At 24.9% G+C, this 25,926-nt stretch carries 24 protein-coding genes; 19 read left to right on the top strand and 5 right to left on the bottom strand.

Translation table 4 applies throughout. The features are described from left to right. Positions 1-33 precede the first annotated feature (33 nt). From ftsY to LQ356_RS00410, 13 genes are all read left to right on the top strand, one after another. Positions 34-1,083, top strand: coding sequence for a signal recognition particle-docking protein FtsY (gene ftsY, locus LQ356_RS00470; RefSeq protein ID WP_405311769.1), 1,050 nt, complete (start codon positions 34-36; stop codon positions 1,081-1,083). Then, a complete protein-coding gene (locus LQ356_RS00465; RefSeq protein WP_405311768.1) occupies positions 1,083-1,304 on the top strand; it encodes a hypothetical protein in 222 nt (73 codons plus the stop codon). Before ftsY ends, LQ356_RS00465 begins: the two co-directional genes overlap by 1 nt. 64 nt (positions 1,305-1,368) lie before the next feature. Further along, positions 1,369-2,106: a UMP kinase gene (gene pyrH, locus LQ356_RS00460; protein ID WP_405311766.1), complete on the top strand. Its 738-nt coding sequence runs from the start codon at positions 1,369-1,371 to the stop codon at positions 2,104-2,106. Beyond that, on the top strand, positions 2,106-2,657 hold the full coding sequence (locus LQ356_RS00455) for a ribosome-recycling factor (protein ID WP_405311765.1): 552 nt from the start codon (positions 2,106-2,108) through the stop codon (positions 2,655-2,657). The genes pyrH and LQ356_RS00455 overlap by 1 nt, the downstream gene beginning before the upstream one ends. A 71-nt stretch (positions 2,658-2,728) precedes the next feature. Continuing rightward, a complete protein-coding gene (locus LQ356_RS00450; protein WP_405311764.1) occupies positions 2,729-3,622 on the top strand; it encodes a phosphatidate cytidylyltransferase in 894 nt (297 codons plus the stop codon). Between the two features lie 21 nt (positions 3,623-3,643). After that, a complete protein-coding gene (locus LQ356_RS00445; RefSeq protein ID WP_405311762.1) occupies positions 3,644-7,942 on the top strand; it encodes a PolC-type DNA polymerase III in 4,299 nt (1,432 codons plus the stop codon). Positions 7,943-8,088: 146 nt separating this feature from the next. Further along, on the top strand, positions 8,089-8,628 hold the full coding sequence (locus tag LQ356_RS00440; protein WP_405311760.1) for a hypothetical protein: 540 nt from the start codon (positions 8,089-8,091) through the stop codon (positions 8,626-8,628). Positions 8,629-8,643: 15 nt separating this feature from the next. Beyond that, positions 8,644-9,900 carry a serine hydroxymethyltransferase gene (glyA, locus tag LQ356_RS00435; protein WP_405311758.1) on the top strand — a complete coding sequence of 419 codons (1,257 nt, stop codon included), beginning with the start codon at positions 8,644-8,646 and terminating at the stop codon, positions 9,898-9,900. A gap of 26 nt (positions 9,901-9,926) precedes the next feature. After that, entirely contained in the window at positions 9,927-10,202 is a 276-nt protein-coding gene (locus LQ356_RS00430) for a hypothetical protein (RefSeq protein ID WP_405311756.1), read from the top strand. Further along, positions 10,195-11,838, top strand: coding sequence for a DAK2 domain-containing protein (locus LQ356_RS00425; RefSeq protein ID WP_405311754.1), 1,644 nt, complete (start codon positions 10,195-10,197; stop codon positions 11,836-11,838). The genes LQ356_RS00430 and LQ356_RS00425 overlap by 8 nt, the downstream gene beginning before the upstream one ends. Before the next feature lie 13 nt (positions 11,839-11,851). Then, entirely contained in the window at positions 11,852-12,868 is a 1,017-nt protein-coding gene (plsX, locus tag LQ356_RS00420) for a phosphate acyltransferase PlsX (RefSeq protein ID WP_405311752.1), read from the top strand. Then, on the top strand, positions 12,861-13,550 hold the full coding sequence (gene rnc, locus LQ356_RS00415) for a ribonuclease III (protein WP_405311750.1): 690 nt from the start codon (positions 12,861-12,863) through the stop codon (positions 13,548-13,550). Before plsX ends, rnc begins: the two co-directional genes overlap by 8 nt. A gap of 15 nt (positions 13,551-13,565) precedes the next feature. Further along, positions 13,566-14,921, top strand: coding sequence for an AEC family transporter (locus tag LQ356_RS00410; RefSeq protein ID WP_405311748.1), 1,356 nt, complete (start codon positions 13,566-13,568; stop codon positions 14,919-14,921). A 31-nt stretch (positions 14,922-14,952) separates the two neighbouring features. Here LQ356_RS00410 and uvrB read toward each other — a convergent pair whose 3' ends face one another. The 5 genes from uvrB to LQ356_RS00385 are packed head-to-tail and all read right to left on the bottom strand — an operon-like array spanning position 14,953 to position 21,748. After that, positions 14,953-16,959 (bottom strand): excinuclease ABC subunit UvrB, encoded by a 2,007-nt coding sequence (gene uvrB / locus LQ356_RS00405; RefSeq protein ID WP_405311746.1) that lies wholly within the window; start codon positions 16,957-16,959, stop codon positions 14,953-14,955. Between the two features lie 24 nt (positions 16,960-16,983). Further along, positions 16,984-18,147, bottom strand: a complete 1,164-nt coding sequence (locus LQ356_RS00400) for an ABC transporter permease subunit (RefSeq protein WP_405311744.1) — start codon at positions 18,145-18,147, stop codon at positions 16,984-16,986. After that, positions 18,140-19,096: an ABC transporter permease subunit gene (locus LQ356_RS00395; RefSeq protein WP_405311742.1), complete on the bottom strand. Its 957-nt coding sequence runs from the start codon at positions 19,094-19,096 to the stop codon at positions 18,140-18,142. Before LQ356_RS00395 ends, LQ356_RS00400 begins: the two co-directional genes overlap by 8 nt. Before the next feature lie 12 nt (positions 19,097-19,108). Further along, positions 19,109-20,998 (bottom strand): MYPU_1760 family metalloprotease, encoded by a 1,890-nt coding sequence (locus LQ356_RS00390; protein ID WP_405311741.1) that lies wholly within the window; start codon positions 20,996-20,998, stop codon positions 19,109-19,111. Positions 20,999-21,007: 9 nt separating this feature from the next. Beyond that, positions 21,008-21,748: a hypothetical protein gene (locus LQ356_RS00385; RefSeq protein ID WP_405311739.1), complete on the bottom strand. Its 741-nt coding sequence runs from the start codon at positions 21,746-21,748 to the stop codon at positions 21,008-21,010. Between the two features lie 114 nt (positions 21,749-21,862). On the opposite strand from LQ356_RS00385, the gene LQ356_RS00380 reads away from it, so the two are divergent. The 6 genes from LQ356_RS00380 to LQ356_RS00355 are packed head-to-tail and all read left to right on the top strand — an operon-like array spanning position 21,863 to position 25,923. After that, positions 21,863-22,267 (top strand): hypothetical protein, encoded by a 405-nt coding sequence (locus tag LQ356_RS00380; protein WP_405311737.1) that lies wholly within the window; start codon positions 21,863-21,865, stop codon positions 22,265-22,267. Between the two features lie 14 nt (positions 22,268-22,281). Beyond that, positions 22,282-22,953 carry a hypothetical protein gene (locus LQ356_RS00375; protein WP_405311735.1) on the top strand — a complete coding sequence of 224 codons (672 nt, stop codon included), beginning with the start codon at positions 22,282-22,284 and terminating at the stop codon, positions 22,951-22,953. Further along, complete coding sequence (rsmD, locus tag LQ356_RS00370; protein ID WP_405311733.1) at positions 22,954-23,511, top strand: 16S rRNA (guanine(966)-N(2))-methyltransferase RsmD; 558 nt, start codon at positions 22,954-22,956, stop codon at positions 23,509-23,511. It begins immediately after the preceding gene. Positions 23,512-23,534: 23 nt separating this feature from the next. Next, a complete protein-coding gene (gmk, locus tag LQ356_RS00365) occupies positions 23,535-24,170 on the top strand; it encodes a guanylate kinase (protein ID WP_405311731.1) in 636 nt (211 codons plus the stop codon). Beyond that, complete coding sequence (locus LQ356_RS00360; protein WP_405311729.1) at positions 24,170-24,916, top strand: PP2C family protein-serine/threonine phosphatase; 747 nt, start codon at positions 24,170-24,172, stop codon at positions 24,914-24,916. Before gmk ends, LQ356_RS00360 begins: the two co-directional genes overlap by 1 nt. Beyond that, a complete protein-coding gene (locus tag LQ356_RS00355) occupies positions 24,916-25,923 on the top strand; it encodes a serine/threonine-protein kinase (RefSeq protein ID WP_405311727.1) in 1,008 nt (335 codons plus the stop codon). The genes LQ356_RS00360 and LQ356_RS00355 overlap by 1 nt, the downstream gene beginning before the upstream one ends. Positions 25,924-25,926 lie beyond the last annotated feature (3 nt).

The following is a 25,926-nucleotide window of genomic DNA, read 5'->3' as shown; positions in this document are numbered from 1 at the left end:
TAATGAACAACTTTTTCTAATCAAGGATATAAAATGGGATTTTGAGCAAAATTAAAAGAAAAAATGTTTGGCACTGAGGAAGAACAAGCATTACGTAAAAAACAAAAACTAGAAGAAAAGGAATATAAAAAAACTTTAAAAGAACTAGAAAAGAAAAATAAACTAGGTACTTATATATCTGGATTATCTAAATCTAATGATTCATTTATTGCAGCAATTAAACAATTACAAAATAAGCATAACAAAATTGATGAAGAATTTTTTGAGGGTTTGGAAGAAATTCTTATTATGAGTGATATTTCAATGAAACTTGTTAATATCATAATTAATGAATGTAAGAAAGAAGTTAGAACAGAAAATATAAGCGATCCTAAATTAATAACCGAAATAATTGCTGATAAATTATTTACTATTTATACTGTAAATTCGATTGTGGATACTTCTTTAAATATAGAATCTAATAGGTTAAATATCATCTTAGTAGTAGGCGTAAATGGATGTGGGAAAACAACTTCAATATCGAAAATAGCTAATAAATTAATATTGCAAGGTAAGAAAGTTTTAATAGCAGCAGCAGATACTTTTAGAGCAGCAGCAGTTGAACAATTAGAAATTTGATCGTCTAAAATTGGTGCAGATATAATAAAACCTAGTTTAAATGAAACTGACCCAGCAGCGGTTGTATACAAAGCACTTGAAAAAGGCATAAATGAAAACTATGACGTTTTAATTATAGATACTGCTGGAAGATTGCAAAATAAAGTTAATTTAATGTCTGAGTTAGCAAAAATAAATAAAATAATTACAAATAAAATTTCTGATGGTCCGCATGAATCATTATTAGTTTTAGATGCGACAACTGGTCAAAATGGGATAATGCAAGCTAAAATATTTAAAGAATCCACCCCCCTTACCGGAATTATATTAACAAAGATGGATGGTACATCAAAAGGTGGTATTGTTTTAACAATAAAAGATGAAATAGGACTAGCTGTTAAATATATTGGTATGGGTGAAAAACTTAGTGATTTAGTAGAATTTGATTTAGAAACTTATATATATGGACTAATGAAAGGTCTTTAATGTTTGATATAGAAGAAAGAGAAAAAATTACTCAACTTTTTGAAAAATATAAATTATTTTTACCTCAATCACAATTTCAAATATTACACTTATATTTAAATGAAGACTTAAGTATAGGTGAAATTTCAAAATTATTAGCAATGACAAGAAGTGCAGTTTTTGATGCTTTCAAAAAAGGAAAAAAGAAGTTGATTGAAATTAGCCAAAAACTAGAAGTTTAAAACATTTGATTATAAATTTATTTATAAAAATAATGTTATAAAATATTAAATAAACAGGTGGGAAATGAAATATAAAAGAGTATTAATTAAGCTTTCCGGAGAGGGATTAGCTAATAAAACAAAAAGCCTAGCTATTGACTATGAGCTTGTTAAAAATTTTGCACTTCAATTAAAGTCAATTATAAATAAGAAAATTCAAGTTGCTATAGTTATTGGTGGTGGTAATTTTTGGCGTGGTACAAGTGCAGCTAAAAATGGTATTCCTAGAGTCAGAGCAGATTATATAGGAATGCTTGCAACTACAATGAATGCTTTAGCATTACAATCAGGATTTGAAAAAAATAATGTTAAATGTAGAGTGCTTAATAGTTTATCAATGGATGAACGAGTTTGTGAAAAATACATAAATGAAAAAGCTATCAAATATTTAAATCAGGGTGAAATAGTTATTTTTGCTGGAGGAACAGGAAGAGCGTTTTTTACAACAGATACTGCAGCAACTTTATTTGCAAGTGAAATTGGCGCAGAAGCAATATTGATGGGTAAAAATAATGTTGATGGAGTTTATGATAGTGATCCAAAAGTAAATAAAGAGGCTAAAAAATTCGACAGAATTAGTTATGATGAAATTTTAAGAAGAAATCTAAAAGTTATTGATCAAACTGCAGCATCGATGGCTAAAGAAAATAAAATTGATATTGTTATTTTTAATATCTTAGAAGAAAATTCACTTTTAAAAGTTTTAGAAGACAATATTAAACGAACTATTATTACTAGCGAAAATAATGAAGGAGAAAAATAATGGAACTTAATTTATATATTGATAGTTTAAAAGAATTAATTAACAAAGTAATTAACAATTATGAAATGCAAATAACTAAAGTTGCTATAGGAAGAGCAAACCCAAATTTAATAAGCAAAATTAAAATTAATTATTATGATACATTAACTCCTATTGAGGAATTAGCATCAATATCTGTTATTGGAGCTCTTCAATTAGTTGTTAAGCCTTATGATATAGCTTCAATTAAATTAATGGAAAAGGCTATTTTAGATTACAAATTAAATGTATCTATTGCAAATGAAGGACATCAACTTCGAATTATTTATCCACAATTAACTACTGATAAAAGAAAAGAATTAGTTAAGCAATTAAGTGTTATTACAGAACAAGCAAAAGTTGGAATTCGTCAAGCTAGACAAGAAATAAATAAACAAATTAAGAATGATGAAGATTTATCTGAAGATTTGCAAAAACATTATTTAGAAATTATTCAAAAAGAAATAGATAAGAGCATCGAAAAAATCCAAAATATTGATCAAGAAAAACAAAACGATTTAATGACCATCTAGGTCATTTTTTAATTATTTAAAAATTAAAAAATAAGTATCTAAAAAACATTATTTATGTAATAATAAATATTATGAAAAAAAATATATTGAAGAGAACTACATCCGCACTGATATTATTAGCAATAATAGTTCCCTTCTTTTTAACAACGAATTTATTAAAAAATGACTATGGAAAAGCAATAGGAATTATTTTTTATATTATTTTTTCATTAGTTGCAACTATGGAAATAATTGCGTGAAATGGTTTAAATTTGATATTCAATATTATTTTATGCTTATTGTCTACAACTATCTGGTTCATTCCTAATTCTATATTTAAAAATCAAACTTATAGTTTTGAACTACAAAAAATTATAAATTTATTTATTTGACAAAATTTTTCTAACTCAATAATAATTAGTTTAATAATAATTGCACCGACTGCAATATTCTTTTTTTTAATTTCAAAAAGAAAATCATTTACTAAGTTTTTTATAACATTTTTTGCATTAATATATATACCTTTATTTTTAAAATTTTTATACCTTTATAATAGAATAAATATATATTTATTTGCATGTATATTTTTAATTCCTATTATTGTTGACACATCAGCATATTTTGGTGGAATGTTACTAGGTCATAAAATCATTAAAAAACCATTTTCTCCACATATTAGTCCTAAAAAAACTTGAGAGGGTGCAATTATTTCATATTTACTTGGCACATTATGCGTTTATTTACTTATGTATCTTCCTAAAAATAATGTAAATTATGTAGTTTTTACCAAAGTCACGCAAGTGGTAATTGGCATGATATTTCTACCATTTTTATCAATTATTGGAGATTTATTATTTTCTTATATAAAGAGAAAAATCAAAATAAAAGATTACTCTAATCTAATTCCTGGCCATGGAGGATTAATGGACCGATTTGATTCAACATCATTAGTTACAATTGGAACAACATTAATACTTTTAATTTAATTAAAAATAAGGAGAAAGAAGATGAACAATAGTTTTATAAAATTATGTAATAAAATAAAATTTGAATATAAAAACACCGCGTTTGAAAACGCTGAAATAAAAAACGTTACTTCTAATGGAAAATGAACTTTTGAATTAATAGTAGAATCACATCCTAAATTAGAGGACATGTTATTATTTAAAAAACTATTAACTGCTAGTTTTAAAAAAGTTGATTTAAAAATTAGTTATAGATCTATTGTTTATGATAAGCAATTAATTTTTGATTATTTTAAACATTATGTAATAAATTCAAAAATAAAAGGTAAAGATATTTTTTCATCATTAGGGGTAGATAATTTCTCAATAGATAATGACAAAAATTTAACCGTTAATTTGTTTGACAAAAATATGTTTGAAAAGTATAAAGAAAACACATCTAAAATTGAAAAAATATTTGATAATCTAAAATTTCCAAATTTAAAGATTACATTAAATTTAGTTCAAGAAGATAAAAAGCAAAGTAAGAAATTGAAAATAAAAAACGAGTTGGAAGCATTTAAAAAATCATCTTCAAATATTGATCCTGATTTAGACAATGATTCTAACCAAAATTACAATAAATATAAAAAAAGTGACTCTAATAGATATCTAGAATTGTCGATAAAAAAAGCTCATGAATCTTATGAAGAAAAAGTAATTTTAAAAGGTGAAATATATAGAATAACTAAAAAAATAATACAAAATGAAAAAACACTTATGTCAATAGATATTTCAGATTATGAGGAGGCAATAAAAGTTATTTATTTCTTATCAAATAATAACAAATTTCCTAGTCTAGAAGTAGGAAAATCAATTGAGGTTAAAGGAAAATTATCGCAAGATAAATTTAGTGGTGGTAAAACATTATTAGGTATTGGTATTCCGAGAATAATTGATGATGTTATAAAGTTAAGAAAAGATACTTCAAAAAATAAGAGAATTGAATTAGCTTTAAGAACCAATATGTCAACACAAGATGGAATTTCAACCCCTTCAGAATATATAAAAGCTGCAAAATTTTATGGTCATAGAGCAATAGCAATAACCGATTTAGACAGCGTTCAAAGTTTTCCAAGTTTTTATAATCTTGTAAAAGATAAATCAATTATCCCAATATACGGAGCGACATTAAGTTCTATAGACACAAGAAATAATATTTTTTATGGTTTTAAAGATTTTAATTTAGCTAAAGAAAAATATGTTGTATTTGACTTAGAAACAACAGGACTTAGTGCAAGGTTCAACGAGATTATTGAATTTGGAGCAACATATGTTGAAAATGGAGTTATTGTAAAAAATGAACAATTTTTTATAAAACCTACAAGACCAATCCCTTTTTCAATTACTAAATTAACAAAAATAACTAATGAAGATGTAGAAAATGCAATTTCACAAAAAGAAGGAATTATTAAAATTTATAATATCTTGAATAATAATGTTTCAGTTGCACATAATGCAAGATTTGACATAAATGTATGTAAACAAAAATTTATTGAGAATGGGCTAGATGTTTCTAATATAGTTTGTATAGACACATTAGCTTTATCTTGATTTTTATTTCCAGATGAAAAAAAACACACATTAAATAATTTATCTAAAAGATTTAATGTTAATTATGTAGCTGATGTAGCACACCGTGCTGATTATGATGCTAATATATTAGCTAATGTTTGATGTGGAATATTAGTCAAATTAAAAAAAGAGTATCAAATAAATCTTTCTAAAGAATTAGATACAGTTGATTCTTCAAAAATGTTAGGAAAGAAATTTAGTTATGAAGTTAGAATGATAGCTAAAAATCAATTAGGATTGAAAAAATTATTTAAATATATTACTTCTAGCTTGACAACTAATTATAAAAATGGACCTAAATTTTATTTGGATAAATGAAAACCAGATCCAGATTTATTATTAGGTTCTGGTACAAATTTATCTTTGTTGTGAGAGGAAGTTATTAATGGTACTGATGAAAATATAAACAAAATGATTAAATACTTTGATTATATTGAAATTCCTCCTATATCAACATTTAATTATTTATACTCAAGTGATTGAATTACAAAAGAACAAATTGAATTTGCATATAAAGATTTGATAAACAAGGCTAAACAAAATAATAAAATTTGTGTAGCTGTTTCGGATGCAAGATATACATATGATTATCAAAAATTAATTCACGATATATATATTAATGCTCCGAGTTTAGGAGGAGGGCTGCATTGATTAAAAAAATATCATGAAATAGCAGTCCCAAAATTTCAATATTTGACTACAGAGGAAATGATTTCTGAATTTACATTTTTAAATAACATAAACTTGATAAATGAAATAGTTATTGATAATAGCAATGAAATAGCAAGCAAAATTGACCCAAATATTGAAGTAATAAAAAACAAATTATATGTCCCTACTTTTGATGATTCACAAATAAAATTAAGAGACCTAGTTTATAAAAATGCAAAAGAAAGATATGGCGAAAATATTGATCATCGAATAAAAAATAGAATTGACAAAGAATTGAACCCAATAATAAAATATGGTTATTCTGTTATTTATTGAATAAGCCACAAATTAGTACTTAAAAGCAATGAAGATGGTTTTATAGTTGGAAGTCGAGGAAGTGTTGGTTCATCTATTGTAGCTAATTTAGCAAATATAACAGAAGTTAATCCATTAGAACCGCATTATTTATGTACAAATTGTAAATATTTTGAATGAAGTGAAGATCCTCATATTTTGTCTGGTTGGGATTTACCAATAAAGAGATGTCCAAAATGTAATGAACAAATGATTAATGATGGACATAATATTCCTTTTGAAACCTTTTTAGGTTTTGAGGCTGATAAAGTTCCAGACATAGATTTAAATTTTACAGGTCAATACCAACCTATAATTCATAGTTATGTGCGTGAATTATTTGGAGAAAGACATACATTTAGAGCTGGAACAATTCCCACAATTGCAGAAAAAACGGCATTTGGTTTTTGTAAAAAATATGCAAGAGACGTTTTACATGATGAGTTAATATGAACCAGATCATATTTAGACTTCTTAGCCTCTAAAACACAAGGTGTTAAGCGCACAACTGGTCAACACCCTGGAGGAATTATTATTATTCCCAAAGAATTTGACGCAGAAGATTTTACGCCTATAAACTATCCTGCTAATGAAGTAAAAAACTCATGACTAACAACACATTTTGATTTTGAGTTAATTCATGATAGTGTCTTAAAATTAGATTTATTAGGACACGATGTCCCCACTATTATTAAAATGCTGGAAGATTCCACCAACACCGATTCTAGAAAAATTCCAAAGATGGATGATAAAGTTATTAAATTGTTTTATTCTACTGATTCATTAAATTTAAAACCCTCTGATATATCGGGTGAAACGACAGGAGCCTATGCTTTACCTGAATTTGGAACACAATTTGTTCGTAAAATGTTAAAAGAATCAAAACCTCAAACCTTTAATGACTTAATATTACTTTCTGGATTAAGCCATGGTATAGGCGTGTGAACAAATAATACTGAAGAACTAGTAAAATCTGGAAAGAAATTAGTTGAATGTGTTTGCTGTAGAGATGATATTATGAGAAATTTAATTTCTTGAAATATTGATAAATTGGAATCGTTTAAAATAATGGAAGCAGTCAGAAAAGGAAAAGGGTTAACAAGCGAACAAGAAGGTCTATTATTAAGTAAAAATGTACCAACTTGATATATATCATCATTAAAGAAAATTCAATATATGTTTCCTAGAGCGCATGCAACTGCCTATGTAATTATGGCCTGAAGAATTGCATGATATAAAATATATTATCCATTGCAATTTTATGCTGCATATTTTTCAACTAAAAATGATTATATATATATTAAAATTCTATCTTCTGGTAAGCAATTTATTGGTAATAAATTAAATGAATTAAGATCTAAAATTAATAACAATGATAATTCATTATCAACAAAAGAAAAAGACTTTATCCCGATATTAGAAATTGCTCAAGAACTATATGCAAGAGGACTTAAAATTAGTAATATTGATTTAATGAAATCTAAGGTTTATGAATGAGTAATTGACGAAAAAAATAACACATTAATACCCCCTTTTGTTACTGTTGAAGGATTAGGCGACACTGCAGCAGAATCTGTTATTTCAGCTAGAAAAAATGGTGAATTTTATTCAATAGAAGATTTAGTCAATAGAACAAAACTTAATTCCAAAAATATTAATGAATTAAAAGCATTAGATGTTTTAAAGGACTTACCTGAAGCTAATCAAGAAACATTATTTTAATTTAAAAAATAACTTTAATATAGAACTAATTTAAGAAAATAATACTTTTTTATGTTAAAGGGTATTTTTCTTTTTAATTCTCAATATTATTTTATGTATAAATTTGTTAAAATTAATTAATATTAAATAATTTATTAAGGAAATATATGTCTAATAATAAAAAGTGAAAAAACAAAAAAATTAATTTTGAAACATATAAAAATTCTGAAATCAAAAATGTTAAAGAAAAAAAACCTTTATCTGATTCTTGAAAAGTTGGACTTACAGCATTATTTTTAATTGCTATTCCATCCTTTTTAAGTTTTTTACTTTTAGGATTAGATGGTTGAGTAATAAAAGAAACTGCAAAATGAACCTCGTTGAGATGGACAATGCTTCTACCCATTTCTTTATCAATATTAATTTTTCAGTTTCTAATAATTTCAGTTTTAATTTGAGGATTTAAAGTTTTAAAACCTTCTTCTCTTAATTTTTTAGTAGCAATATTATTTTCAATGAATTCATTTTTAGTTTCTTCAGGTGTTGAAGTTTCAAAGTGATGAATAAGAGTTTTGCCCGCTGTCGGATTAGCTTTTTTAGCAATTCCTGTTATAGCAATTAATAGAGCGATAGCTAAAAAAGCTGAAAAAAAATTAGCTATAGAAATTGAAGAAAATAATAAGAAAAATAAATCATTACTTGATTAAATAGTAGAGGGACAAATGTATAAAAAAATAACTTTATATGATAAAGATATTGAATCGTTAATTGAAGCTGAAAACAAAAGACAGGAAGAACACATTGAGTTAATTGCTTCAGAAAATTACGTGTCAGAAGACGTATTAAAAGCAGTTGGTTCATGTTTGACAAATAAATATGGCGAAGGATATCCAAACAAGAGATATTATGGAGGTTGTGAAAACGTTGACAAAATTGAATTGCTTGCGCAAGAAAGAGCGTCTGAATTATTTAATGTTAAATATGTAAATGTTCAACCATATTCAGGTAGTGTTGCTAATGCTGCTGTGTTTATGTCTCTATTAAATCCAGGCGACAAAGTTCTGGGGTTATCGTTGGCCTCGGGAGGACATTTATCACATGGATATAAAATTTCATTTAGTGGTACTTTTTATGATTCATATACATATGAATTAAATGCTGAAGGTAAACTTGATTATGATGAAATTGAAAAAATAGCTAAAAAAGTTAAACCTAAAATGATAATTTGTGGATATTCTGCATATTCACAAATTATTGATTTTAAAAGGTTTAAAGAGATTGCTAATTCTGTAGGTTCATATTTGTTTGCAGACATTTCACATATTTCTGGATTAATAATAGCTGGATTGCATCCTTCGCCATCAGAATACGCCGACATTATAATGACAACTACACATAAAACGTTACGGGGTACACGTGGAGCTATTATTATGACAAATAATGAAGAAATATATTCGAGAATAAATAAAGCAGTTTTTCCTGGATATCAAGGTGGACCATTATTTCATCAAATAGCAGGCAAAGCAGTTTCTTTTTATGAAGCATTGCAACCAGAATTTAAGGAATATCAAAAGCAATTGCTTTTGAATTCAAGGGTGTTTTGTCAAAGATTTATAAATAAAAATGTAAAAATTGTTTCAGGTTTAACACAGAACCATTTGTTTATTATAGATGTAAAAAGTTCTTATAATTTAACTGGGAAACAAGCTGAGACCATTTTAAGTAATTTGAATATTACTGTTAATAAAAACTCAATTCCGAATGATACTGAAAAACCAATGATAACTAGTGGTATAAGGCTAGGAAGTGCAGCAATGACATCTCGTGGTTTCAAGGAAGATGAATTTATTATTATTGCAGATTTAATTGATAAAGCATTGTTGGAACCAAATAATATTTCCTTACACAACGTTATTAAAAAAGAAATATCTAAGATTGCAAATTCTTTTCCTATTAAAAAGTTTTATTTAATGAAATAAATATAAGTATAATTTTAAGGATTAAAATGAAAATAGAAAGCATTATTGAAAATACTATAAAAAGTGTTCCCGGAATAATTGATATTGTTCCTTTAGATAAAAATATAAGTGATAACCCTTTTTTGATTACTGTAAATAATGAAAAACAAGTGAGTGTATATTTTGGTGTGATAATTTTATCTAATTCATATGCGAAAACAATAGTTGAAGAAATCCAAGAAAGAATAATTTATGAATTAGATAAAAATAATTACAAATTATTAAAACTTGAAATTTATATTAAAGGAACTAAAAATGAATAAAATTACTGGCATTGAGTGAAAAGAAGCAATTATTTCTGGAGCAAATAATTTAGAGAATAAAAAGAATTCTATTAATGCTTTAAATGTTTTTCCAGTTCCAGATGGAGATACTGGTTCAAATATGGCAATGACAATAATGGCAGCCAAAAGCGAATTAGAAAAAACTGAAAAAGTAAATGATATAAGTGTTATTTCTAAATTGATATCACAAAATATGTTACTTGGTGCTCGAGGGAATTCTGGGGTTATTTTAAGTCAAATATTTAAAGGTTTTTCTAAATCATTTCAAGATAAAAAAGAAGTAACAATAATAGATATGGTAGAAGCTTTTTCTATTGCCGCTAAAACTGCTTATAGCGCTGTACTTAAACCTGTTGAGGGAACTATTTTAACAGTAATTAGACAAGTTAGTGAAGATCTTAAGGAAAAAATTTCAATTAATTATGATTTTAATGAATTATTTAAAGAAGTTGTTTTATTAGCAAGAAATAGTTGCGATAATACTCCTAATCTTTTGCAAGTTTTAAAAGATGTAGGCGTTACCGATTCAGGAGCAGAGGGATTGTTTGCTATCTTTGAAGGGATGAGTTTATATTTTCAAGATAAACCTGTTTCAGTAAATGATAATAATGAAGATGTGAAAAAATTTATTTCCGACACTGAAGTTTATAATGGTGAATTTGGGTATTGTACTGAATTTATATTAGACATAGATAATCCCAAAAAATTTAACAAAGAAGAAATAACTCAAAAATTAGAAAAAAACGGATCTTCAATGGTTATTGTCCAAGATGATAATTTGTTTAAAGTTCATATTCATACTAAAAAACCAGGTTCTATTTTAAATTTAGTGAATAGTTTTGGGCAATTTGTGAAAATTAAAATTGAAAATATGACTATTCAAGCAAATAATAGTAAAGATAATGCAAACAATTTTAATAATAAAATTAAGGACGATTTAAATAGAATTTCAAACATTAAAAAATGTGGACTTATTTCATGTAATTATGGCCAAGGGATAATTAATCTTGCAAAAGAATATGGTGCTGATTTTGTTGTCGAGGGAGGGCAAACTAATAATCCTTCGACAAAGGATTTAGTTAATGCAATACAATCTGTTAATGCAAAAACTATTTTTATCCTTCCTAATAATTCTAATATAATTTTATCTGCACAACAAGCAGCAACAATAGTTAATGACAAAAAGATAGTTATTATTCCAACAAAGAGCCAAGCACAATGTTTGAGTGTAATTATGAGTTTTAGTCAAGAAAATTCTGAAACAGAAAATCAATTATTAATGAAAAGCACTCTTAAAAATATTAAGTATGCTGAAATAGCTCCTTCAATAAAAGATGTAAAAATCAATGGAGTTAAGATTAAAAAAGGTGAATATATGGCAGTTGTTCAAAACAAGATTGTTGGAACTAGTAAAACATATAATGAGTCTGCAAAAATAGCATTAGAAAAAATGTTGTCTATAGATTCACAAATTGTAACAATAATTTATGGACAAGATGCATCGGAAGCAGATGCTAAAGAATTAGCTATATATTTAGAAACAAATTATGGAATCGAAACACAAATATATTCAGGAGAACAAAAAATTTATCCTTATTTTATTAGTGTCGAATAGGTAAAAAATTGCTATGAAAAAAATAATTTTTGATTTATTAAATAATGATGGTGGAGAATTAGAAGCCATAAAAGCTGCTAAAAAATTTGCTATAGAAAATCCAAATTACTATTTAATTTTAGTTGGAAATGAAAAAAATATAACTTCAATTATAGACATTAATAAAGTTAAAAATATTGAAATTTTTCAATCTGATAGCATTACACATAAAGTTGATAACTTTAGAGAATTATTAAGGCAAAAATCATCAATGCTTGATAGTTTTGATTTGATAGAAACAAAGAATGCTGATGGTTTATTAAGCAGTGGTGATAGTGGAGCATTTATATCTATTGCAACACTTAAAATTAAAAGACTAAATGGTGTTTCAAGACCTGCTTTTATGCCAATAATACCATCTATTTTAAATAGTAATTTTTTTCTTTTAGATGTTGGAGCTAATTTGGAAATTAAACCAAATTATTTATTTGAGTGAGCAATAATAGCGAATATTTTTTATAGTACTTTATATGGAAACAAGGTTAATAATTTTGGAATACTAAATATTGGGACTGAGGATTATAAAGGCTTGCCTATTTTGAAAGAAGCTAATGAATTAATTAAAAATCAAGCGAAGAAAATAGGCTTCAACTATAAAGGTTTTGTCGAACCATCAGATTTAATAGAGGGAAAAGTTAATGTAGCATTATCTGATGGATATGCAGGTAATATATTTTTAAAAACCTTGGAAAGTTCTTTTATGAATTTTGGAAAGTTATTTAAAAATATTTTACTTTTAAATTTAAAAAATAAAATTGCAGGTCTTTTAATTAAAAAAGATTTAATAAAATTAAAAAAGAAATTTGATTATAGAAATACTGGAGGTGCCTTTATAGTTGGTTTAGAAAAAGTTATTGTTAAAGCACATGGTAGAAGTGATGAAATTGCATTTTATAATGCACTAAATCAAATAAAAATAGCCTTGGAAAATAATATTGTTGATATTATAAAAAATAAATTAGATTCATTTAATGGTGGAAAAAATGAATAACATTGAAGAATTTAAAATAAGAGTAATTAATTTGCTTCAATCATTAAATATTAGTAATGTAAAAAATATTAATATATTCATGGAGGCCTTTACACATACAACATATTCAAATGAGCACAAAGGATCTAGAAATTATCAATATTTAGAATTTCTTGGCGATGCAATAATTGAGTTTATTGTTACAAAAGAAATATATAATAGATTTCCGAGTTATACTGAGGGCATTGCAACTAAACACAGAGCCTATGTGGTAAGCAACAAAACATTATCAAAATTGTCTAATAAATTAGGAATCTCAAGCATTATAAGATATTCAAAAAATGCTTTTATTAATGGTAAAAATGAAAAAGTAGATTCAGATTTTTTTGAATCATTTGTTGGTGCTTTATTTGTTGAAAAAGGATTAAATTTTGTTGAGAAATTTATACTAAAATATTTAGATTCCTACATAGACCAAGTTAATAAAAATGATTTTTCCAATCCAAAATCTTCATTTCAAGAATTAATACAAATGCATTCTACAGCAGATATAGTGTATAGAACTAATATTGCTGATAAGGGCGGCTTTATTTCAGAAGTTATTGTTGATAAACAAAGATATGGAGTTGGTTATGGAAAAACAAAAAAAGAAGCCGAAATGAATGCTGCACAAAATGCATTAGATATATTGATATTAAAGTAGTAAAATTATAATATTATGGAAACGAGCACATTGGATTTATTTAAAGGAATAATAACTCATACAGGATTATGAGGAGCAATTATTTCAACATTAGTTGTAACAATGCTTGGGTTTTTATTATATAAATTTAAAGTAGTAAATGATATTTCAATACAAAGTATTCAAAAGGTCATAATTACAACTTTATTACCATTTCTTGCTTTTTATTCATTTTTACAAAATGCAGGGAAAGAAGACGTTAAAACTTTTGGTGTTGTTTTTGGTTTAAGTGCAATATATTATTTTTTGTTAACAACAATTGCATTAATTTGAGTTAAATATACACCAAATATGATTCCAAAAAAAGTCTTAGATAATGCAGAAAAAGAAATTTTAAATACACAAATAAAACAACAAACAATTCTTTTTGATAAACAAAATTATATAGAATCAATTCAAAAAAAGCATTTGGTAAATTGACTTATGTGTATTTATGGTTCAAATATTTTGTTTGCAACCCCTATTATTATGGCTTTATATCCATCCGGGCCCCATTTAGGATCCTTAAATGTTTGAAACATTTTGTATTATATTGGAGGTTTTGGTTTTTCATTTTCTTTACTATCAGGAGTTAAATTCACAAAAAAAGAATTTGGATTTACAATCAAAAAAGCAGTTCTAAATCCATCTTTTATAGCAGTGATTGTTGCTTTAACATTGTGAGCTACGCAATATATACCGGGCGCAGGAAGCAAAATATACGACCTTTCATCACCTGAAATTAAAGAAGTTGAAATAGTCAATGATTCAAATGGTGTTATTAAAGATTATTATGTTATGAATAAAAAAGCTACATTTGGACCTAATTTTTCAACTTTATTTGGAGAAACGAAAAACAATATAACTGAATGATTTAGATACGATAACATTAAAAAATTATATGTTCCTTACAACAAAAAGCCAACAGGATGATTTGATTTATCTGTAACAATGCCTTATTTATATAAACCAATTAGCATACTAGCTATGTTAGTTAGTCCTCTTATTTGAATTGTTATTGGTACAAGTTTAGCTAAATCGAACATTAAAGAAGTCTTTTCAAAATGAAATAACTGAATTTTTTTAATTTATAAAATGATTTTAATTCCTTTCTTTATCCTATTACTTGTTATTCCGTTTGTATATATTAAAACCTTAGATTATAAAATTGCTGCTCTTTTGGTTATGACGGGATCAGTTCCTCCAGGAACAACAATTGTTATTTATTCGCAACATTTTAAGGTACATGATAAATATACTGCACAAGTAAGCAGCTTAAGTACGATTATGAGTTTTATATTTATTCCTATGTGATTATCTATTGGAACGGTTATATTGTCATTAGTTAAATAGTTAGTTTATATAACTATTTTTTTATTTAACATTACATTTTATTTTTTATTTCATCAACATCTATTCCTAAATCAAATAAATGATCTCTAATTGTTATAGCTTCCTCAAATTTGTTTTCTTTTGCATATTTCTTCATTTGTTTTACCAAATTATCAATATATTTTTTGTTATATTTTAATTCCTTTTTATTTTTATTATCAAAATATGATTTTATGTCTTCAATTAAAATATGTCCTTGTATAGAGTCATAAATTGGTTTTATTATTGTGTGAGGAGTGATGTTATTTTTTATGTTGTATTCAGATTGTATTTCTCTCTTTTTACTATTGTCAATAATACATTCTCTCATGGATTCACTTATAGTATCTGCATAAAAAATTACTTTTCCATGGTCATTTCTAGCTGCTCTACCAACTATTTGAATTAAACTTCTTTTGTTGCGCATAAATCCATTTAAATCTGCATTTAAAACACAAATAAGACTTACTTCGGGTAAATCGATACCCTCACGTAATAAATTTATTCCAATAACAACGTCATATTTTCCAAGTCTTAAAGATTTTAATATTTCATTTCTTTCAAATGTTTTAAATTGATCATGTATATAAGCAGATTTAATATTTTGTTCTTTTAAATATAACGATAATTCTTCAGCGTGTTTTTTAGATGTAGTTAGAATTAGGGTTCTTTCATTGTTCTTAATTTGGTTTTGAATTCTATCGTAAATATCTTGTATTTGATTATTTTTTGGTTTAATTTCAATAATTGGATCTAAAAGACCAGTTGGTCGGATATATTGAGGAATGATTTCTCCATTAGTTTTGTTTAATTCATAATCTCCTGGCGTTGCAGATAAATAAACTCTAGGAAAATTATATTGCTCAAATTCTTCAAATCGCAAAGGTCTATTATCAAGTGCTGAAGGAAGTCTGAAACCAAATTCAACAAGCGTTTCTTTTCTAGATCTATCTCCATTGTACATTCCATTAAGTTGAGGAATCATTAAATGACTTTCATCTATAAAAATAATAGAATTTTTAGGTAAGTAATCTAACAAAGTGTATGGCTTTTCTCCTGGCTTTCGTCCATCTAAATATCTAGCATAATTTTCGATTCCATTAGTATAACCAAACTCCGACAGAGAATCTAAGTCATTTAATGTTCTGTCCTTAATTCTTTGGGCTTCAATCAATTTGTTGTGTTGATTAAAATATTTTATTCTTTCTTCCAATTCAACATTAACTTGAGCATTAAGATTTTCTAAAATTGATTCTTTAATTGTATAAGTTGTAGCTGGGAAAATAGTTAGATTTTTAAATGTTTTAATAATATTTTTTGTTATTGGATCTATGTGTTTTATAGCTTCAATAATGTCATCAAAAAATTCAACTCTAATATTATACTCATCTGTATAGGAAGGGGCTATTTCAAGTATATCACCTTTGAAATCAAAATCACCTCTATTTAATTCGAGTTTGTTTCTTTTATAACCAATTTGAATTATCTTAGAAATTATTTGTTTTCTATCTAATTTTTCATTTAGTTCAATTGGACAAAAATTGGCTCTATATTCTTTAGGATTATATTCTCCATATATTGCCGCAACTGATGAAACTACTATTGTGTCAGGTCTTATACTTAAAGCATTAATTGCAGACATTCTCATAGTTTCAAGAGTTTTATTATTTTTTGAAGTTTTCTCTATAAATAAGTCATTTTTTGGAAGATACGCTTCCGGTCTATAATAGTCAAAATATGAAACAAAATATTCAACTCTATTTTGTGGAAATAGTTCTTTTAATTCTGAAAAAAGTTGACTAGCTAATGTTTTATTATGACATATTATTAATGCTGGCCGTTGAATTTTTTCAATAACATTAGCAACAGTAAAAGTTTTCCCAGATCCTGTTACTCCTAGTAAAACTTGATGTTGTTTCCCTTCATTAATACCTTCTACAATTTTATTTATAGCAAAAGGTTGATCGCCGGCTGGCTTATATGAGCTTATTAATTTAAATTTATTATCATTATTTTCCATGTTTAAATTATAAATAATTAACTATTATATTTTTGGATTATATGTATTTGCTAGTGAATTAGAAAATAATTTAAGAGAAATTGTAAATCAAATAATTATTATCGAAGTTACAACTAAATATAAAGAATTTGTTTGCATAGAATTAATTGCTTCTTTGAGTATTACACCAATATTTATATTATTACTTTCATTAATAAATTCAAGAAATACTAAAGAAGAAATGATTAAAATGCCATTGTTTAATTTTTCAGTTAGTAAAATTAAATGCGAAGGTAAAACTCTTTTAAATAAATGATAATATGAAATTTGAAATTTATTTAATCCTATCGATTTTAGAGCAATTATAAAATCTGATTTATTTAATTCAAGAATCTCGTTTTTTGATATTTCATAAAATGATGTTCATGATATTAAAGAGAAAATTATCAAAATAGACCACCATTTTGTCCCCATAAAAATACATAATATGAATACTCATATAATTTCTGGCAAAGAATTTATTATGGTTGAAATTGAATCAATTATTTTTGCATATCATTTATAAGAGTTTAAGGCAAATAATGCACCTAATGAAAAACCTATAAAAATATTAATAAAAATTGAAGTAATTATTATAGTTAAACTAATTGCTATAGAAATAAATATCCTAGAGTAAATATCTATACCTCTTGAATTTGAACCAAGAATTAGATCATTGAAATGTATTTTTTGATCTGTGTATAAATTTATAGCTTTTATTAGGTCATATGGGTTATAGTAAAGAGTAACTATATCAGTAGTTGTTGTTAAATTACCACCTGAGTCAAAAGCACTATCATATAAAATTTCAAATATTGGTTTAGTTCCATTAAGCTTAGCATTTTGCTTAGAAATTTCGGCCATTCTTCTAATAAAATTTAATTGCTCACCTTTTTCAAAATTTCTTGCAATTATTTTATTATACATTGAAGGTAAATCATTAGTATATCAAGAATCAGATAAAGGTTTAATTGAAGAATTTTTAATGAATAATAAACCTATCAATATTATTACTAATATTATTAAAAATAAGATTAATGAAAAAATATTTATTTTTTTAGTAAAAAATCTTTTCCAAAATAATTGCATGCTATTTATATGAGTTGTTGGACTAATGTTGATTTTTTTTCTTTTAATAAATTTAAACAATGAATTATTAATTTTATTCATGAACTAACCTCAATTTTCTGTTAACAAAAATTAAATCATTAATATAATATCTTTTTTGCAATGGATTTAGCTTATCTAAAATATTTGCAATAATAAATTTTGTAAATAGTAAAAATATTAAATTGAATGTGAAGAAAAATAATATTAAATCAATTTCTGCATATTTAAAAGAATATGTTAAAAATATACTTTGCCCAGGTATAGAAAAAATTCTTTCTATTATTAAAGATAAAGAAAATAGAAAGATGTAATAAGGAACTAAAGTTTGCAACTCATTAATAATTAATTTTTTTAATAAAACTCTTTGCAATAGTTGTTTTTTTGAAAATCCCAATGATTTAGCAAATAAATAATATTCACTAATTGCTACTTCTTTTGTTATTTTTCTAGATCTAGAAAAATATAAGCTAATAGTACCAAAAGAAGAAATTAAAATCGGTACTAATAGTGATTCAAACGAAAGAGGGGATTCGTTTATAAATTGCGATGGATATTTAAATTTATGTGATAGTAATAAAGCAAAAATAGCTATTATAATAATTGGTAAACTAGTTAAAAATGCAATTATTATATTGCTAATTATGTCTAAGGATTTATTAAAATTATATCCGCTATAAATTCCTAAAATGTTTCCAATAATTAATCCACATATAAAAATTAAAGACGTAAGCAAAATAGTTCATTTAAATTGAGAAAAATAAAGAAAAAAGATTGTTTTGTTATTTAAATTTATTTCATAATTATATATTTTTCCTCAATTGGTGAAAAAGTTTTTAATTCAAATAAAAAATCTATTAATTAAATTTTTTTCAATATTTGTGTAAACAGCTAAATTTTTGTTTATTTGTTTTTGAAATAATATATTGATAGCAAAAAATATAATAATAATTGACAAAATTAATATTAATATGTAAATTGCTAATCTACTAATTATTCTTTTTGCTTTCATTCTTTCATATCCTTAATATTCATATTTATTAAAACTATATGAAAATTCTTTTGATGAATCTCTACTAATTTGAAAAATGTAAGAGTTATTTAATGCTTTCATATTTTGTTCAATTTCAAAAGGTTTTCGCGTATTTATGATAGAACGCATTATATTATTTTGGTTTTCATATGATTCAGAATTATTCAATAAAGTTTTTTCGTAGTCATCCATATTATTATCATTATTTTTATCAATTCAATGATAAACATTGAATTTATTATTGAATAGTTTTTTAAAATTTTTAATGTGAAAAGGATTACTAATATAAGTGAATTTTTCCTTATATTTTAAAAGTGTGCTTGGTGTTCAATTTTGTTCTTCAATATAACTATTTCATCTTTTTTTTGCAATGAAATTTGATTTTATAATATTTATATTAAGATAGTATTTTTCTTTAGTATCGATATTTTCAAATGCTAAATAGTGTTTTTTATTTAAATATTCTTTTTGAAAATTTAAATAGCCCCCAAGCGTTCCAAAGTCATAATTATTTAATTTTGAAAAAGAAAAATAACTAATTGGTAAATCATAACCAAATAAATCAAGAAACGATTTAAATAATTGTTTTAACTTTTCATTTTCTTTTAAGCCTGAGAATATTTCTTCCTTATTTTGATTTATATATTTCTTTAATTCATCATCAAATACTCAATTAGGAGAAGCAATTTGCAAATTTTCATTTATATTATGGTGATTTTCATTTTTTTTCTTTAATGATATATTTCTCAATATATCTTCTCCATATGCGGAAGTAAATATTCCATTTGATTTTTTAAAATATAACATTCCCTCAAAATTATATGTACGTTTATCTATTATATTAGATGTGGCATATGTCATCTTCATTAATTCTCTTGGAATTAGTTCTTCAAACGAATATAAATATGTAATTTTACCCTCATTAATTGGCTCTGTAAACTTTAATGGATTGAATTTTGAGTTGTTAAAATAATATCGATTGCTATTTAAATTATTTAGTTTATTAATATCATATGGATCTTCATAATTTGCAATCCTGAATAATTCAGCGGTTGAAAAATGTTTAAATAAAGAATTATTTTCGTTGAATACATCCTTACTTGCTAAATATTTTTCAAAATCTTTGTTATAGGAAAGTGCATCCATAAATTGCTTTAAAAATCTTTTATTATTTGTGTAAGTTTTATTAATTAGATCAATGTTTTTATAGTTATTTAAATTCGCAAGTTTATTATATAGTTCTTGAGTATAGTTTTTATCTTTTACGCTACCAGAATTATTATAAACATTTGCAACATGATGATAATATTCATGGATTAAAGTTGGTAAAATCATTTCAATTTTATACTCTATTTTAATATTATTTCAATTTTTTACTCTATTATTTTTATCTCTTATAATATTTTTTATATATAAGGAAATCTCTCTTGAGTTTGGGTTATAAAATCCATTTAAGTTTTTATCATTTATATTTTCTCAATATTTATTTACATATACATTTGTAATTTCATTTATTTCAGGACCAAAATTTGCTCTTTTGTAAAACTCTTCAGCAAATTTTTTCAAGCCTTCTTTACCTAGAAAGTATAAATAATTTCCATTAGAATCTTTTCCATAAGGATATTCTACAAAACTCAAATTTCCATATTTATAATTTCTAGATATATTTCCCTTTTCATCATATTTTTTGTTGTAGTATATAGGATTTATATTATTAAATGTTTCTTTTGCATAATCTTTCTTTTTATTGTTATTTAATAAAAAATATGTTGTGATAATTGCAATAGGAATTATAGTAGTTGGTATTAAAAAATAAGATCATTTTGATTTTAACCTTTTATTTTTAGAATGAACTTTACTATTGCTACTATTACTTTCCATTTTTAATTTTTATTCCTTTTTCAAATTTCACATTTTATATTCAAAACCTAATTTAGTCTTGTTTTCTGGGTTTTCCTTATTGTATAAAAATATTTCTTCAAAATGTATTTGACCTGCATCGCTTAATTTGTGAATCTTTTCAAAATTAAATTCAAAATTTGAAGAAGAATTGTTTTTGTTTATTTTCTCAATTCCAACTAATTCATTTAATTTTTTTATTAATTCTTCAAATCCTTTAGTTTGTGCTTCTTTTAATTGTTTTATTACATCAGCAATTGTTAAATCACTATTTTTTATTTTTGTATTAATTTTATAGTTACCAATAGTAATTTGACTTGGAATAGGATTCTTTTTGAAACCTGCTATTTCAAATCTTTCAGTTTTACTTTCTGAATCAATTGTTCTAGTGATGTCTAAATGTATTATTCCATCATCATCATGTCCATGAGTTGAAGCTGATATTTCATATTTTGCTTTTTTCGGCATATTAGACAAATCATATTTTATATTATATTTTTTTAATACATTTAATGCTTCATCTCAATTTTTTGCACTTTTTATATCTTTTACAAATTCTTCAACATTAGTGTTTGTTTGATTAATAGCAGTATCTGCTATTTTTAATCCTAATTTTTCAATTAATTTAGTATTTTGTTCTTTTTCTTTTTTAACACATTTTGTTGATAATCCTGCCAAAGTAAATAGTGGTGTTGTTCCAATTAATAGCAATATTTTTGATCTAAACTTCATAATTGTTCCTTAAAAATCTTTTTATAAATACAAATAATATTATAGTATAAGTTTATAAAAAATGTAAATAATTAGTTTATCTATATTCCTTTTAAGGATTATAATTTTAATATCATGAATAACCAAACTAAAACAAAAGGCAAAACATATGCAATAATTAATTTGATTTTTTATTCATTTTTCCTTATTTTTTTAATAACATATCTAGTGCTAGAAATTAAATATAAACCAGCTAAATCATTACTTAAAATATTAGAAGAATATAAAAAACCTGGGGATTATGAATTTTTGAAACCATTTACTAATATTCAAAATTGATATTTTGCATTTTCAAAATTTTTATTGTTTTTTTTGATTTTATTGGGGTTAAGTTGTTTTATTTTATCAATTACAATGATTGTTATTACAAAAATTGAAAACTTAAAAATTTCATATATATTTATCGTTCTAGGAATTATTATGCTTAATCCTTTTTTGATATTGGGGTTAATTTATTATCTAGTTAAAATAAAAAATTAATTTATAATTTAAATATGAAAAAGCATAAAATTACCTACTTTTTTACATTAGCATTAAATTTGTTGCTACCAGGAATTTTTTTAACTTCCTGTTCTCTTCCATATCGTCCAAAATGAAATCTAAATAATCAAAATTTTGAATCAAACAAAAATAAACAAAATGCAATTTATGAGAACAAAACAAGTGATGAAGATAAATCTGATTTTACAATTGAAGGTGATTTTAAAAACAAATATGGTATTTCAAAAAATGACATTTTAGAAATTTTTAAAAATTTTAAATTTGAACTTACGAATAAAGGAAAAACAAAAACAAATAATGAAATTTTTAAATTGATTAATGAGATATTAAGAAAAAAATTATTACCAAAAGGTATTTACTTTAAAGATGGAAAAATGTCTTTTGAAGATATATTTAACACAGAACCAAAATTAAAAGAATTGTTTAAAATAGTTTGACCAAACTATAAAAATCTTGATGAAAATTATTATGAAGTTAGATATAAAATTACAAATATTGAAAATGGAAAATTATTAGAAAATAGTTTAATTATTTCTGCAACTTTATATCATTCCGATAAACATCATATTGATCGTAATATTTCAAATGATTTAATTCTAAATAGACATGATACTGGTGTTAGTGTTGGCCCTACTTTTTATTATCGTATTAAAGGTTTTAAATAAATGTTAAAAATAATAGCAGGAAAATACAAATCAAGAATAATAAATCAACCTCCTAAATCAACTACTAGACCTACAATAAATAGAGCTAGAGAAGCAATATTTTCATCAATACAATTTAGCGTTGAAAACAAAAAATTTTTAGATTTATTTTCAGGTAGTAGTAGCTTTTGCCTTGAAGCATTATCAAGGGGAGCAAAATTAGGCGTTTCGATCGAAAAAGATCATGAAGCATATTTAGTAAGCTTAGAAAATAAGTCTATTTTAGGCGAAAACAATTTATGCATATTTAATACAGATGCAATTTCATATCTAAATAAAATTGTTAATGAGAAATTTGATTATATATATTTGGACCCCCCATATAAAATTTTTAATATTATTAATAATTGCCTAGAAATAATATTTTCAAAAAAAATCTTAAATAAAGACGGAATTATAATTATTGAAACAAACAAAAAAACATTAGAACTTAATAATCTTAGTCATTATCAAATGGTCAAAACTAAGAAATATGGTAATATTTATATCTATTACTTAAAATATATAAATAATTTATAATTTTACTATTGTAAGGATATATTATGAAAAATATTAAAAAACCTAAATTAATAATTTTTACTGGACCCAGTGGTGTGGGAAAGGGAACTGTTGAAAAGGAATTATTCAACAATCCATCGTTAAAATTAAAATTATCAGTTTCTGTTACTACTCGTCAACCAAGGGAAGGTGAAATTGATGGTATCCATTATTATTTTGTTTCACAAGATACTTTTGATGCATGCTTAGCAGATAATAAATTAATTGAATATTCATTACATTTTGATAATTATTATGGAACACTATACTCTGAAATAGATAGAATAATTGCACAAGGGAAAATTCCATTTTTAGAAATAGAAACAAACGGAGCAACTCAAGTTATCGATTATTACAAGAAACACAAAAAAGTGGATGAAATTGTATCCATATTTCTAATGCCTCCTTCATTTTCCGAATTGGAAAAAAGAATTATTAGAAGGAACACCGAACCTGAAGAAGTAATTAAAAAACGTTTAGCTAAGGCCAAACAAGAAGTGGGTCAAGCAAATTTATTTCAATATATTGTTATAAGTGATACTGTACCACAAACTGTTGCAGAAATTGAAAAAATTATTAAAAATGAATTCTCGGATCTATTAAACCAAAAAGAAGAACAAAACGAGGGAAGGAAAGCATAATGAAATATTTTTGTTTATCCGACGTTGGAATTGTTAGACTTGAAAATCAAGATAGAGTTGGTGTAGTTACTAAAGACGAATGAGTTTTAGCTATGTTATGCGATGGAATGGGCGGACATTTTGGTGGTTCAAAAGCTGCCTCAATTTCAATTAAAACATTTGAAGATTATTTTAAAAATAATTTTCCAGGTAATGTTAATTACAATGACAAGCATACAATAAATGAATGATTTATAAATGCATTAGCTGAAATAAAAAAACAATTAATTGAAGCTGCAGAAGAAGATCCGACATTCAAAGACATGGGCACAACATTAACCGCTGCTCTCATTTATCCGTCTGAAAAATTAATTTATGTATTTAATGTTGGTGATTCTAGAACATATATTTATAATGGGCTTTTACATCAAGTAACTATTGATCAAAACGTTCTAAACGAATGAGTTCAAAATGGAACTATGAAATATTCAGAGGCCGCTAAACATCCTTTTGCAAACAAACTTACAAGTTGTTTGGGTCCTAATAAAGTTATGACACCTGATGGTTTTGTTTATAGAAAGAATTCAAATCCCAAATATGTTATTTTAACTAGTGACGGTTTGCATGATTGAGTTGACAAACCTTTATTTGAGAGAATTATACAAGCTAGAAATTTATCTTTAGAACAAAAAGCAAATAGTCTAATAAAACATGCAAAAAATAACATATCAACAGACAACATGTCTATTGTATTGGTGGAATTATAATGAGTATTGATGTAACGAAATTAAAAAATTTAAATAAAAATTTTGAGGAATTTAAACTTATTGGTGAGGGTGGATTTGGCTCTGTTTTTTCTGCCGTTTATAAAAAAACAGGAAAGCGTTATGCAGTTAAAGTCTTGGAATGTAATGATATAACAAGAAAAATTGCAAACCAAATGAGATTTGCTAATGAAATAAAACTTATTAAACAAGTTTCAAGTCCTTATGTTGTAAGGTTATTTGGTAGTTATATATCTGATAAAGAAAGCTATATGGCCATGGAATTAGTTGAAGGACCTAGTTTAAAAGAACAATTAAAGAAAAAGAAAAAATTTATTGTAGATGAAGCAATTTCTATTGCTAAAGAAATTTGTCAAGGGTTAGCAGATATTCATAAACAAAAAATAGTTCACCGTGATTTAAAACCAAATAACATTTTATTTGATAAAAAGAACACAGTTAAATTAATTGATTTCGGCATTTCGTTAAATGAAGAATCTAAACGTGTAACACAAGATAATAAATTAGTCGGTTCTGTTCAATATGTTGCTCCAGAATTAGTTATGAAGTCACATAATCCTTCTGTTCAAAGTGATATATATTCATTGGGTATAATTATGTATGAAATGCTTTCAGGTCATGTCCCATTTAATGCTGGCGATCATCAATCTATAGCATTACAACACGTTCATAATCAACTTCCACCTTTAGAAGGGGTGAATGATACTATTCCACAGGCAGTTGAAAATATAATAATTAAGTGTACTGCTAAAAATGTTGAAGATAGATATGTTGATTGTCAAGAACTTGCAAATGATTTAAAAACTTGCTTGCAACAAAAAAGAATCACTGAAACAAGGCTTGTTATTGATCCTAAGAAGAAAAACAAAAAATCATTTATGGATAAAGTTAATTCTAAAAAATTTACTATATCACTAATAGTAGTTTTTTCAGTACTTATTTTACTAGCAATAATTTTAATGATTCTTGCATTGAGAGGAATTATTTAATAG

Origin of the sequence: Metamycoplasma faucium, from assembly GCF_045160055.1 — a bacterium.
In the GTDB taxonomy this organism is placed as follows: Bacteria; Bacillota_I; Bacilli_A; order Mycoplasmatales; family Metamycoplasmataceae; genus Metamycoplasma; species Metamycoplasma faucium.
The sequence above is the reverse complement of the archived record's forward strand: the minus strand, read 5'-3'. Positions and strand labels throughout refer to the sequence as shown.